The sequence below is a fragment of the Desulfomonilia bacterium genome, assembly GCA_036567785.1.
In the GTDB taxonomy this organism is placed as follows: Bacteria; Desulfobacterota; Desulfomonilia; order UBA1062; family UBA1062; genus DATCTV01.
In genome coordinates, this window is sequence record DATCTV010000019.1 from 48,362 (window position 1) to 62,169 (window position 13,808).

Consider the following 13,808-nt stretch of genomic DNA (forward strand, 5'->3'; position numbering starts at 1 on the left):
GAGAGAAAAATGAAAAAAATTATTTCCGCTGTTGCTGTGTTAGCAGGGCTGGCTGCACTTTCGGGATGTTCCCATGTCCCCACGGGCAGCCTCCTTGACGGGGTAAAACCGGGGCCTGACGGAAGGATAAATGTTGTTACGGTTTTCAGCCATCCTGATGACGAGACATTCTACACGGGCGGTACGCTCATCAAGATGAAGAAAGACCCGAGAGTCAAGCTTCATATTGTATGCCTTACAAACGGCAACATGGATGAGGCCAAGGAGAATCTCGGCATTACGAAGGACCAGCTTGGAAAGTTCAGGAAAGAGGAACTCAATCTTGCAGGTCTGGTGCTAGGCGCGGACAGTGTGGTGTGTCTCGATTATGATGACCAGGGGCTTGAGCCCGCCGACAAAGGTATTATGCTCGGACGAGTTCTGGATGAGATCAACAGGAATAATGCGGCAATTATTATTACTCATGATCCTTTCGGACTTTCTGGGCATTCGGACCATATCGTCTGTAATGATATCACAAAAAAGGCGTTTGATGAGTCGGCTGCGCAGAGGCTTTATTACGTCACCATGACGCCTTGCAGGTACAAGTATAACATGATCTTCGCCCTGTCGGATTCAAAGGCCGAAAAATCAAAGCCGACAATCCGTGTTGATATAAGCAGGGAGAAAAAGCTCAAGAAACTAGCACTGTATTCCCATGTGACCCAGGCCAATTTCTCATTCTGGAACTCGATAGCCATGACCGAGGACCTCTGGTACAGCTATGAGTATTTCACGCTTGCAGGGCAGAAATGAACGCCGGATTATTCAAGAATTTATCAAGAATTCTTGTATTAATTCTTATATTGATAAACACCTCGCCTTTTTGTGCTGAAGCGGAAGAAGACCTGCAGAAACCTTCCAGACCAAAGGTAGCTCTCGTATTGAGCGGCGGAGGTGCGAGGGGCCTTGCCCATATAGGCGTACTTAAAGTCCTTGAAGATTTAAGGGTTCCCGTCGATATGATAGTCGGCACGAGCATGGGATCAATCGCAGGAGGCCTTTACGCTAACGGATATTCCCCGGCGCAGCTTGAGGAAATGGTGCTTCATACTCCTTGGGATACACTCTTCTCCAATGACAAGTCGAGGGCTGAACTTCCTTACAGGAAAAAACCCGATGAAAAGAACTATTTCGTGAATCTGGGCATAGACTATAAGCAGGGCCTCATAATGCCAAAGGCATTGATACCTGCTAAAAAGTTTGAATTCAGGCTGAGAGCCTGGACTGCCGGGGCCCCTGAAGATTTCAACAGTTTCAGGATACCTTTCAGAGCGGTGGCAACCGATATAGAAACCGGCAGAACCGTCGTCCTTTCCCATGGAGACCTTGCAAAATCCCTTAGGGCTAGCATGGCGGTTCCTGGAGTGTTCAATCCTGTTGAAATAGAGGGCAAGGTACTTGTAGACGGAGGGGTGTCCGACCAGCTTCCGGTGGATGTCGCAAAGAAGATGGGAGCTGATATCATCATCGCCGTCAATGTCGGTACTCAACTCAAGAAGGCCTCCGAGATCAATTCAATAATCGATGTCACCGATCAGCTCTCCAGAATACTTACCAACAGGACTGTTTTCGATGCCAAAGAACTGCTGGGAAAAGATGACATCCTGATCGTGCCCGATCTCATGGGGTTTACTAACATGGATTTTTCAAAGACCTCACAGGAGATAGAACGGGGCGAGCAGGCTGCACTGAACGTCAGGGACGAACTAATCAGATATTCCGTGTCCGAAGGTGTTTTCAGCAATTATATAAAGAATCAACGGAGGCCAGTCGAGGCTCCTTTCGAATTTATTGAAGTGGAAACCCCTTTCGGGAATTTCAGGGAAGATATAGAAGTAAAAAGCACCGATATCCAGACAATCATTGACACCAGAATGGTCAACCGCATCATTTTCAAGAACAGGGAATTCAGCACCGTGGATTTTTCGGTCATTGAGGAAGACGGCAAAAAAGGGTTGCTTTTAAAATCAGAAACCACGGAATGGGAGCCTGATGTTTTAAAATTCGGTTTCGAGGCCGAAGACGACATCGAGGGAAACGACAATTATAATGTCATGTTCGGCTATACAATGAACTCCATTAACCGCTTTGGCGCCGACTGGAAGAATGAGGCCCAGTTCGGACTGACTAACCGTTTTTTCACCGAGTTCTATCAGCCCTTCAGCCCAAAGTTGTGGACGCCTTTTGCCGCGCCCTGGTTCGAGGCAAAAAACACGTCGGTCTACATATATGATGAAACGCAAAAGGTTGCTGAATACCGTACACGGGAAATTACCGGAGAATTCGATCTGGGTTTCCAGTTCGGCCGTTTCGGTGAAATAAGAATAGGGATAGGCCGGGGAAATTATCATATCACTCCCAAGATTGCCCCTTTTGACTGGCCGGATGATCAGATTGCCGATGCAGGGTACTCATGCAAGCTGGTGATCGATACCATAGATAACCTTAATTTCCCGAGATACGGTCTATATTTCGAGGCCGACGGCTTTTTATCCGATACTAACCTTGGCGCTGAATATTCCTACGGCATGTATGAGGGGAAGATAGCGGTTCCGCTGACATTCGGCAAAAGCACGATAATGCCGCTTGTTAAAGGAGGAAGCTGCCGCAGTCTTGATGTAGAACTCGATGGGGTCGTATTCTTTTCGCTCGGGGGATTCCAGAATCTGTCAGGTATGTACCCGGATCAGATACAGGGAAATCAGATGCTTTTCAGCGAACTCCAGTATTTATACAGGATATGGCATCTGCCCAAGATCATAGGCAGAAATATTTATGCAGGCTTTACGCTGGAGGCCGGAAATGTATGGAAAGATGCGAGCGACAGCTCCTTGAATGATCTTATAGGAGCAGGCAGCTTATTTGCCGGTCTGGAGACATTGATAGGGCCAATATATCTCGCTTATGGCAGGGCGGAAGGTGGACAGAGTGCATTTTATTTTTATCTGGGACACATGTTCTGACGGAGGGGTTCATGAAAATAATATCATGGAATGTTAACGGGATAAGGTCTGCCGCAAAGAAAGGTCTCATTGAATGGATTAATTCTGGACAGCCTGATATCCTATGCCTTCAGGAAACAAAAGCGGAGCCCGGACAGCTTGAAAAAGCAATCCGGGAGATACCTGGATATTCGAGCTATTTTTCTTCGGCTGAAAAAAAAGGCTACAGCGGGGTTGCGCTTTATACTAAAACCCTGCCCGTTACCGTTGGCTTCGGGATGGGTGTCCCCAGGTTTGATTCCGAAGGCCGGATGATTATCGCGGAATATGATGAATTTTTCATATTCAATGTCTATTTCCCTAACGGAAAGCAGTCACAGGAGAGGCTCGACTATAAGATGGAATTCTATGATGCCTTTCTTGAAACAATGAAAAGCTATCTTGCTATAGGAAAAGGTATTATTGTCTGCGGGGACGTTAACACCGCGCATACTGAAATCGATCTGGCAAGACCCAGGGAAAACGAAAAGGTATCAGGTTTCCTTCCGATGGAAAGGGCATGGATTGATAAATTTCTTGCCACCGGATTTGTTGATACGTTCAGGATATTTAACAGCAGCGGTGGTAACTATACCTGGTGGGATCTGAAAAGCGGGGCAAGGGCCAGAAATGTCGGATGGAGAATAGACTATTTTTTTTCTGACAAGGCCTTTTCTTCAAAGATAAAAAATGCATTTATTCTGCGGGATGTCATGGGTTCCGATCATTGTCCCATAGGTATAGAGGTTGAATAGGCACTTAAAATTTGTTGCATGAAATTTTATTTTGATAATTGAAACAACACAGCAGTTGGGTTAGTATCCAATTGCAGCACGATTTATAATCTGAATTTAAATAAATCCTGAAAAAACCATTTATCAAAGAGGGGGTATACATGAAAAAGATATCGATTATTCCGGCCGCATTTCTTATGGTGCTTGTTTTTGCCGTATCTTCTCAAGCAGTGGACTTCAGGCTTGGTGGTACCGATTTGAGTGTCGGTGGAAGCGCGCGGCTCGATGCGGGATGGCAATATAACGACAAGGGGGATGTAGGTGACGGAGAGGCAGGCAACAATACCAAGATGTTCGTGACCATACCATCTGATACAAACATATATTTAAGAGCGAAAAGCGAAAACCTTCTCGGTTATGTGGAACTGGGCCTTTCCAATTCCCATTTAAATGTTTATAACTCGGACCTCGACTATCCCCAGGACAAAGGTGCGGTAAGGATAAGGTATGCCTATGGTCAATATACATTCAACATAAATAACGAAATATTGATAGGTCAGACTGACTGCCTGTTCAGCCAGCTTACGCCCAAGCAGTATCTTTATGATGACAACGGGATGCAGGGATTCGGCGTAGTGATGTCCGACAGGTATCCTCAGATACGTTATACCTATAAGCAGAACAGGATTATTGCACAGGTGGCCATTCAGCAGCCATTGGTAAACGACCCTGATGATTTCAAACTGGCTTCAGAACCCAATGAAGGTATTTATGAGGCAAATGAGATACTTCCCGCTATTGCAGGAAGCATTACATATAAAATTAACAATGATATTTCCATTATACCCAACTTCTATTTTCAGTATTATAAATTCAAGGCCAATTCTTCTGAAGTGAATGATGACATTGATGTCACAACATTCGGTCTTTGCGTAAATGCCGATGCCAAAATCAACATTGTGGAACTGACCGGCGGGATCTGGTGGGGAGTCAACCTTGGAATATTCGGAAATGATAGAAGATTTAATCTCTCAGGTGATTCCACTGTATTTGGGGCGCCTGTCGGAAATCATTATGCCGATGGTACGTTATCGACGGGCATAAAGAATAATCAGAGCTTTGGCGGCTGGGTTCAGGCGGCTGTGAATGCAGGCCCCGGTCTCCTGAGACTGGGTTTAGGCGGGCAGAGGGCGCAGACTGGTGTCACCGATCACGGATATACGGAGCACATATATACCTGGGGAATGTTTGCAAATTATACATATATGCTTGTGAAAAACTTCTCGATAGCACCGGAAATAGTGTTCATGAACAACGGGTATGATGTGGACCGCAGCAACCTCGGAAATACCACCCTTGCGGGTGTACATTTCCAGTACGATTTTTAAATAAAGAAGAATATCTGTAGATATAAAAAACCCGGTGGATATATCAATTCGCCGGGTTTTTTTATATTCCCGTATTGCCAAGAGAATTCTTTGAATATATATCCCTGCTGACAGGAGGGAATATGTCGGACGAGAACAACAGCACAACAATGGCGGATCTCTTGAAGGAATATGACAGAAAAGAGAAAAAAAGGCTTAACGTAGGTGACAAGGTAAAGGTGGAGATCATCTCTATCAGCAAGGACACGGTATTTGTCGATACAGGCATGAAGATAGACGGTACGGTGGAGATTGCGGAGCTTCTGGATGAAAACGGCAACCTGCCTTACAGTGTTGGTGATATGCTTGAGCTTTATGTAATGTCCATACGTTCGAGGGGCATAGTCCTTTCCCGCGCCCTTTCCGGTATAGGCGGTCTCAACATGCTGGAAGAGGCCTATGAGAACGGCATTCCTGTCGAGGGCAAAGTGAAGTCTGTAGTAAAGGGTGGCCTCGAGGTCGAGGTGATGAAGAGACGCACCTTTTGTCCGGCAAGTCAGATCGATATAAAATATGCCGGGAAGCTTGAGGATTTTGTCGGAAAATCCTTCAATTTCCTTATTACCGAGTTTGCCGAGGAAGGCAGAAATATAATTCTTTCAAGAAGGGCCCTGCTCGAGCAGGAACAGGAGAAAACGAAGGCCGCTTACAGGCAGGATCTGGCCGAAGGAAGTTCTGTCACCGGCCGCGTGGTCAGGGTTATGCCGTTCGGTGCTTTCGTAGAACTCACCCCTGGGATAGAGGGGCTGATTCCCATCTCCGAACTCGGTTGGGCACGTGTCGATAAGGTGGAAGATCTGCTTCATGAAGGCGATATGGTTACTGCAAGGATAATTACCCTAACACCGGAAAAGATCACACTATCGGTCAAACAGGTATCTGCTGATCCGTGGGACAGTGTTTCTGAACGATTTTCAGACGGACAGAAGTTAAAGGGCAAGGTTACAAGGCTTGCAAAATTCGGTGCGTTTGTCGAACTGGAACCCGGAATTGAAGGACTGGTTCACATAAGCGAGATGAGCTATCTGAAGCGGGTAAACGATCCTTCCGAAATTGTCAAACCGGGTGATATCATCGATGTAATGATCAAGGAAATCGATGGAGAAAACCGGAAGATATCACTCAGCATCAAAGACGCCGAGGGTGACCCCTGGATAGGTATCGACGATAAATATCCTATTGGCAAGCCTTTTACGGGCATTGTCGAGAAAAAGGAAAGATTCGGATGGTTCATTCAGCTTGAACCAGGTATTACGGGTCTTATGCCTAAATCGAGGATAGACAAGGCGCCGGACCCGTCAGTGATAGAGAAGCTTTCCGCAGGAGAGAAGATTATTGTCAGGGCGGAAGAGATAAATGCAAGCGAGAGGAAGATAACGTTAGCGCCTGCGGGTGAATCTGATGAGGACTGGAAGCAATATACGTCCGAAACAAAAATTATGAGCCCGCTTGCGGCAAAGCTTCAGGCAGCCATGAACAAGAAGAAAAAATAGCCACGGGAGAGAGAGTATGGAGAAAAAAACCTATATGATTGAAGGACTGCCTCATGTCGGTCCGTATTCGAATGTTGTTGAGGCAGGAGGTTTTCTGTTTGTGTCAGGAACCCTTCCAGTTGATACGATAAATAATATTTCTGTAAAAGAAAACGTTTCAAAGGCAACCGAACTTATTCTTAATAATATAAAGAAGGCCCTTGCCGAGTGCGGGAGTTCGATAGATCAGATTGTTAAAACGACAGTCTTTTTGAAGGACATGGCGGATTTTAATGAAATGAATGAAGCATATAAGACCTTCTTTCCTGTTGCACCGCCTGCAAGAAGCTGCATTGCGGTAAAGGCAATACCAGGAGATTATCCTGTTGAGATCGAGGCAATAGCAATTAAGAAATAAAACAAATTTTTTAGGGATAAAAAAAGGCGGGCATTTGCCCGCCTTTTTTTGTTCTTTCAGTAATTCTGATTACTTGACATCCTTCGGAATTCTCATTCCGTAGAATGACCTAAGAACAAAGATTACCGCTATGGCGAGGAAGGCAACGCCGATGTACTGAGCCGTACCCTGAAGGGTCGGAACAATGGCTATTTCCATTGCAAGAAGCCCGAACAGTGTTGTGAACTTGATGATCGGGTTAAGAGCAACAGAAGATGTATCTTTGAACGGGTCGCCAACCGTGTCGCCGACAACAGCTGCCTTGTGAAGCTCTGTTCCCTTTTCCTTGAGATCGACTTCAACGACCTTCTTTGCGTTGTCCCAGCATCCGCCGGCATTGGCCATGAATATTGCCTGGAACAGACCGAAAATGGCAATCGATATCAGGTAGCTGACAAATAAGCTGACCGTATTGTTATCGGTTGCGGTCGGTGCTGAAAGGAATGCAAAGGCAAGTGCAAAGCAGAAGATCGCAATAAAGATATTGATCATGCCCTTCTGTGCATACTGCGTGCATATCTTGACAACTTCCTTTGAGTTTTCAGTGGAAGCGCTTAATGAAGCATTTTCATCAAGATTGATATTGTCTTTGATGTAGATAACAGCTCTGTATGCTCCGGTCGTAACAGCCTGGGTGGAGGCGCCGGTGAACCAGTAAATTACGCAACCGCCACAGAGAAGTCCGATAAGCGTATAAGGATTGAGGAGGTTGAGTATCATCTCCGGCTCAACTCCGAGAGCCTTCTTGAGAAGAAGGATGAGTGAGAAAATCATCGTTGTTGCACCGACAACAGCCGTGCCGATAAGAACCGGCTTTGCCGTTGCCTTGAATGTGTTACCTGCACTGTCGTTTGCTTCGAGGTGATGCTTCGCTGTTTCCATGACCGGTTTGAAGCCGAAGTCTTTCTCGATCTCTTTTTCTATATTCGGAATTGATTCGATCAAAGAAAGTTCATAAACAGACTGTGCATTGTCGGTAACCGGGCCGTATGAGTCAACGGCTATCGTTACCGGGCCCATACCTAGCATGCCGAATGCGACAAGGCCGAATGCAAAGACTGAAGGATAGCTCATAAAATCAGCAAGACCAGCAGTACTTGTTATGTATGCAATGAACATCAGAACGGTGATGGCCAAGCCAAGCCAGAATGCAGCGAAATTACCTGCGACAAAACCGGAAAGGATATCGAGTGCCGCTCCGCCTTCGCGGGCTGCCGTAACTACTTCGTCGCAATGTTTTGACTTGGAGCTTGTAAAGACCTTGACAAGTTCGGGAATGATAGCAGCAGCAAGTGTTCCGCAGCTGATGATGATGGAAAGCTTCCACCACAGTCCGCTCCCATATTTGCTGAGCTGCCAGTTGCTTACTGCGAATGTTACTAATATGGAAACTATTGATGTAATCCATACGAGAACTGTAAGGGGTTTTTCGAAATCGGCCTCTTCCTGGTTATCCTTCATGATTGCATTGGTGGGGATCTTGTTGATCAGGAAGGATCCGATAGAGGTTATGATCATGAGAACACGCATAATGAATATCCAGATAAGCATTTCAGCCTGATAGTCGGGCAGAACTGAGAGCAGTATAAAGCTGATAAGCGCAACGCCTGTAACGCCGTATGTTTCAAAACCGTCGGCGGTTGGACCAACGCTGTCGCCGGCATTGTCGCCTGTACAGTCAGCAATAACACCGGGGTTTCTCGGGTCGTCTTCCTTGATTGTGAAGAATATTTTCATGAGGTCGGAACCGATATCGGCAATTTTTGTGAATATACCGCCGCAGATCCTGAGAACGCTTGCGCCGAGTGATTCGCCGATTGCGAAACCGATGAAAGCAGGTCCTGCAACATCGCTTGGGAGGAAAAGAAGGATTATGAGCATCATGATAAGCTCAACGCATATGAGAAGAACGCCTATGGACATTCCTGCATTAAGGGGTATGTTGAGAAGTTTGCTGGGTTTGCCTTCAAGGGATGCAAAGGCCATACGGCTGTTGGCAAGGGTGTTCATCCTGATGCCGAACCATGCAACACTGTAAGATCCCAATATACCGAGGACGGAAGCAATAAGTACTATTGCGACATTGCCCGCCGGCATATGAACAAGGAATCCGAAATAGAAAAGTATGCACGCGCCTATGAAGACTTCAAGCAGTATGAGGAATTTTCCCTGCTGGAGAAGATAGGTCTTGCATGTCTGGAAGATGATATCCGAAACATCAAGCATTGCCTTATGAGCAGGCATTCCCTTAACCTTGCCATACATGATCAAACCGAAAATCATACCCAGCACGCAAATGCCAAGGCCAATGTAAAGCCACATTTTGCCTTCTGCCGGAAGTTCCGGAACGATCAGCTCGGCTTCAGACGCAAAAAGCTGCGATGAGGCGAGCACGCCGATGAGCGTAAACATGCATACGCCCAGAAAATGATTAAGCCTTTTACCCATGATAATATCTCCTTTAAATTAAGTTCGCCTTTGTTATTAAGAAGTTAAGAAATCTAGTTGAAACCGCTAAGTTGGTAACACAGCACCCGGCAAGTGTCAAGGTTATAAATTGTTTCAGAATCAATTCAAAAAGCCCACGGATACTGAATTTACCAGATAAAAACGGTTATAGAAAATTCTGAATCACAATTCATTAGTGGTGGTGTTTGTGAAATAATTTGACTTGAATTCTTCCATTCATATATTTAAGGCCAATGAAAGGAATAATGCTGAAGGCTTCGTTTCTGATAATAACAGCAGTTCTTTTATCCGGATTTCTGTTTTCTGGGAATGAAAATAATTCGAAAAAAACTATTGGTGTGATATTGCCTATGAGCGGCAAATTCAAACCATATGGATTAAAGTTGCTCAAAGGGGTTGAACTGGCATCCAATATATATACCGGAGAAGGAACACGGAAGATAGAATACATAATCCGTGATTATGGAAGTGACGAAACAAGGCTTTCCGATATTATTGAAGACCTGGATCGTGACAATAATGTAATCGCCATATTGGGGCCTATGGGCACTCAGGCATGCAGGACCGCGATAAAAAAAGGAATACCGACCTTTATTTATTCCAAAGAGAATCTTGTACCGCATGAAGGCTCATGCTGTTATGGAAATTATCTTACTATAGGGACACAGGTTGGCACACTTTTAAAGACAGCGCGGAATCAGGGGATAAAACGCTTTGCCCTTCTTTCTCCTTCGGATGCATTTGGAAGGACATTCAGGGATGTCTTTATCCGGACAGCTCCGCAGTACAATATCGAAGTAGTTTTTTCACAGGAATATGCTGATGATACAAAGGATTTCTCAAGCGTCGTCAGACTTTTCAAAGATAATATAATGAAACGGAAAAAACCTGGAAAACAAAAAGCTGCGAACGTGCAGATGCAGTCAATCGAGGCAGTGATGATACCCGATACGGCAACCAATGCATCGACTATTGCAGCGTATCTGTCTTATTACGGGATAAAAGATATCAGGCTTTTTGGAACCGACCTCTGGGATACGCCGGATTTCATAAGGCTGGGCGGAAAAAATATTGAGGAGGCATGCTTTGTCAGTGGATTTTATGCCGAAAGCTCATCAATAAGGATCAGGGATTTTGTTTCAGCCTTTTCGGCCACGTTTGATGCATCTCCGAGCATATGGGAAGCAAGCGCTTATGATACGGTCTCAATAATCAGACAGATGATAGAAAAGGGTGCCGGGACGAGGAATGAGCTCAATGAAGCCATAGCGTCCTTGAAAGACTATCAGGGAGTAACAGGTATAATATCATTTTATAGTGACGGGTCCACCCGCAGAGAAATAACCGTTCTTACGGTAAGGGACGGGAATATACTAGAGGTAGTGCAGTGAAAAGAACATTTCAGTACAGTTTTGCATGGTATGTTGAAATTTTAATGATTTTTTCGATCATGATGGGGTGTGCCCATGACCAGGAAGGGAAGGCGCCGCCCGCCGATGTCCTGTATAAAGAGGCTCAGCAATTTGCAACGGATGGCAAAGTTGAGAAGGCTTCAGAGGCTTTCATGAAGGTCAGGACATTCTATCCCGGCAATGATCTTGCAAAGCAATCTCTGCTCGATCTGTCCGACCTTTATTATAATAATAAAGAATATGTTTCTGCATTGAGCAGCTACCAGGAATTCAGGATGCTTTACCCTACGGATGCTAAATCCGAGTACTGCATGTTCAAAGCAGCCATGTGCCATTTCAAGCAGATATTGACCATTGACCGGGATCAGACTGAAACGGTCAAGTCTATCAAGTCTTTTGAAGATTTTCTTCGCATGTACCCTGATTCCACCTATTCAAATGAGGCAAATGAAAACCTCAAAAAATCAAAAATAGTGCTTGCAAAAAACGGGATATACATAGGCAAATTCTACATGCATAGGAAAAAATGGCATGAAGCGGCATGCAGAAGATTTACTGAAGTCAAGGCCGGGTTTCCCGGACTTGGCCTGGACGAGGAGCTTGATAAACTTATAAAAGAATCCTGCGGCACTAAGGAGTAGGATATGGTTTCCTCATATCTCCAACCCTCAGGGTTATTCTTATCCTGTCAAGATATTCCATGTAGGGTATAGCATACTTGCGGCTTACTCCTGTAATTGTCTTCATGTCTGCCGGATTCATGGTGCTGTTGTTTCTGAAGAATTCCCTTATCTTTTCCTTAAGGATTTTTTCATTCTCGTCAGTCAGGAAGATATCATCCTTTATCCTGAAGAGTCTGCCTTCCCTGACCATGAATGAAAGTATGCCGGTCAGCTTCTTCATGTCGATATCCAGTTTCTCTGAAATCAGCAGTGGGCTTGGGGGTTCGAGACCGGAGCTGTTGAGCAGCATGTAGATGTTCCGGGTTACATCTTTATCATTTCCAAGGGACGCATTGAAATCTATCATTCTGATGTTAGGGCCGTCCTCGATGATTATCCGGTTTTTTAGCATATCTGTAAGTGCCCTGTGGAAAAGTTTGGGGTTGGCCTTTGTCTTGATGGATGACTTCAGATGCTCTTTTGAAATCCCGGGTGATGACGGATTTGCCTCATGATAGGCTGTGGCTGTGCTTGATATAAGATTTTTCAGCACATCAATGTGTCTTGAACTGACATATAAATCATTCTGTGAATCAAAACGCACTATCTCATTTTTTGTCTGAAGCTCCTGCAATGCCTTTTCAACAGACTGAGAGTTATCTGCAAGGTGGGCCTGAACAGTCTTTTTCGAAATGCCGGTCAGGCCGGAATCCATTACAAGTCCCAGGATGACCCTTGATAGATTGTCGCTCATAAGTTCTGTTGCCGTCTCGATTGAGAACCTTCTTGACGGATACGGATTGATAACCCTTCCCCCTCCCAGTGTTGTGCCGGGTGAAATGCTTCTGATAATAAATCTGTTACCTATGGATGCTATTATTGGTTCCTTCAGCCTGATACGTGCAAGCGTCTTTTCTCCAGAAGTATACAGGTTAATATTGCCGTCGACTTCAGCGGTCCCTGTGTAGAGTCTTATTCCGCCTTTTCCGGGCTGTTTGATAAGCCTCAACTCGGCATCAATGACTTGAGTAGGCCTGAACAGGCCGGATGGCACAAGCCATTGCCCTCTGGCGATTTCCTCACGGTCTATCCCCTGAAGATTGATTGCCGTTCTCATACCTGCCGCCGCAGTTTCAACATTTTCGGAATGAATCTGTATGCTTCTTATTTTTGCCCTTATCCCTGAAGGAAGTATTTCCACATCCTGGCCCCCCTCAAAAGTACCTTTTGCCAGAGTACCGGTTACAACCGTTCCAAAGCCTTTTATGGTAAACACCCTGTCGATTGGAAGGAAAGCAATACCGGAGGTGTTTCTTTCTCTGGCCTCAAGCACTTCTTTTTCAATCGCCATGAGCAGTCTGTCGAGTCCGGACCCGGTGACGGAACTTACAGGGATGATAGGAGTATCCCTTAAAAAGGTTCCGTCAAGGAATGTTTTGACATCGGAAACAGCAAGATCGAGAAGATCTTCATCAACCATGTCGATTTTTGTAAGCGCGACAATCCCTCTTTCAATGCCCAGAAGTTCACATATCTGGATGTGTTCTACTGTCTGGGGCATGACCCCTTCGTCTGCTGCAACGATCAGCAGCACCAGATCAATTCCGGAGGCACCGGAAAGCATATGGCGTATGAATTTAACGTGTCCCGGGACATCGACAACGCCGATCTTTTCTCCTGACGGCAGGACAAGAGAGGCAAATCCAAGTTCAATCGTGAGGCCTCTTTCCTTCTCCTCTTTCAACCTGTCACAGTCAGTACCTGTCAGCGCCTTGATGAGGGATGTTTTTCCGTGGTCAACGTGTCCGGCAGTGCCGATAACTATTCGCTTCATGGTTTTATGGATATACCTTCTGGATAATGGTTCGTCAATTGGCCCTTTTTTATGCCTGGCTTTATCGCATTTATCCCACATTTTGCGTTTGAGGAGACTGTAACTTTCACATAGGTTTTTCTTTTGATATAAATTGGCTGTAAACGTACATTGTCAGGCTATTTCAACTGCATTGCGGTTGAGTGAATGGCTGATGGAGCTTATTTGGTCGAGGAAGTCCTGGAGTTTCAGCCTTATCTTCGGGTTTCTGATTGATATCCTGAGAATGGTTGAGCCTGCACTTTTGCCCAACTGTGCCGGGATGATGAACCATTTCGG

General features: G+C 45.4%; 10 protein-coding genes. 8 read left to right on the forward strand and 2 right to left on the reverse strand.

Going from position 1 to position 13,808, the window contains the following annotated elements; all coding sequences use genetic code 11:
* The first annotated feature begins 9 nt into the window (after positions 1-9).
* The 6 genes from VIS94_04270 to VIS94_04295 all read left to right on the forward strand — a co-directional run bounded on the left by VIS94_04270 (position 10) and on the right by VIS94_04295 (position 7,074).
* Positions 10-795, forward strand: coding sequence for a PIG-L family deacetylase (locus VIS94_04270; protein HEY9160286.1), 786 nt, complete (start codon positions 10-12; stop codon positions 793-795).
* Positions 792-3,005 carry a patatin-like phospholipase family protein gene (locus VIS94_04275; protein HEY9160287.1) on the forward strand — a complete coding sequence of 738 codons (2,214 nt, stop codon included), beginning with the start codon at positions 792-794 and terminating at the stop codon, positions 3,003-3,005. Before VIS94_04270 ends, VIS94_04275 begins: the two co-directional genes overlap by 4 nt.
* Before the next feature lie 11 nt (positions 3,006-3,016).
* On the forward strand, positions 3,017-3,778 hold the full coding sequence (locus VIS94_04280) for an exodeoxyribonuclease III (protein ID HEY9160288.1): 762 nt from the start codon (positions 3,017-3,019) through the stop codon (positions 3,776-3,778).
* A gap of 140 nt (positions 3,779-3,918) precedes the next feature.
* The gene (locus tag VIS94_04285; GenBank protein HEY9160289.1) at positions 3,919-5,145 is read left to right on the forward strand and encodes a hypothetical protein; all 1,227 of its coding nucleotides are present in this window, start codon (positions 3,919-3,921) and stop codon (positions 5,143-5,145) included.
* 122 nt (positions 5,146-5,267) lie between these two features.
* Positions 5,268-6,677: a S1 RNA-binding domain-containing protein gene (locus tag VIS94_04290; GenBank protein ID HEY9160290.1), complete on the forward strand. Its 1,410-nt coding sequence runs from the start codon at positions 5,268-5,270 to the stop codon at positions 6,675-6,677.
* A gap of 16 nt (positions 6,678-6,693) precedes the next feature.
* Positions 6,694-7,074 carry a RidA family protein gene (locus tag VIS94_04295; protein HEY9160291.1) on the forward strand — a complete coding sequence of 127 codons (381 nt, stop codon included), beginning with the start codon at positions 6,694-6,696 and terminating at the stop codon, positions 7,072-7,074.
* A gap of 69 nt (positions 7,075-7,143) precedes the next feature.
* Here VIS94_04295 and VIS94_04300 read toward each other — a convergent pair whose 3' ends face one another.
* Positions 7,144-9,525 carry a sodium-translocating pyrophosphatase gene (locus VIS94_04300; protein HEY9160292.1) on the reverse strand — a complete coding sequence of 794 codons (2,382 nt, stop codon included), beginning with the start codon at positions 9,523-9,525 and terminating at the stop codon, positions 7,144-7,146.
* Between the two features lie 302 nt (positions 9,526-9,827).
* On the opposite strand from VIS94_04300, the gene VIS94_04305 reads away from it, so the two are divergent.
* Together VIS94_04305 and bamD are read left to right on the forward strand one after the other, a co-directional pair.
* On the forward strand, positions 9,828-10,973 hold the full coding sequence (locus tag VIS94_04305) for a penicillin-binding protein activator (protein ID HEY9160293.1): 1,146 nt from the start codon (positions 9,828-9,830) through the stop codon (positions 10,971-10,973).
* The gene (bamD, locus tag VIS94_04310; GenBank protein HEY9160294.1) at positions 10,970-11,635 is read left to right on the forward strand and encodes an outer membrane protein assembly factor BamD; all 666 of its coding nucleotides are present in this window, start codon (positions 10,970-10,972) and stop codon (positions 11,633-11,635) included. Before VIS94_04305 ends, bamD begins: the two co-directional genes overlap by 4 nt.
* Here bamD and selB read toward each other — a convergent pair.
* Positions 11,625-13,490, reverse strand: coding sequence for a selenocysteine-specific translation elongation factor (selB, locus tag VIS94_04315; protein HEY9160295.1), 1,866 nt, complete (start codon positions 13,488-13,490; stop codon positions 11,625-11,627). The two genes, bamD and selB, sit on opposite strands and share 11 nt — an antisense overlap.
* Positions 13,491-13,808: the final 318 nt, after the last annotated feature.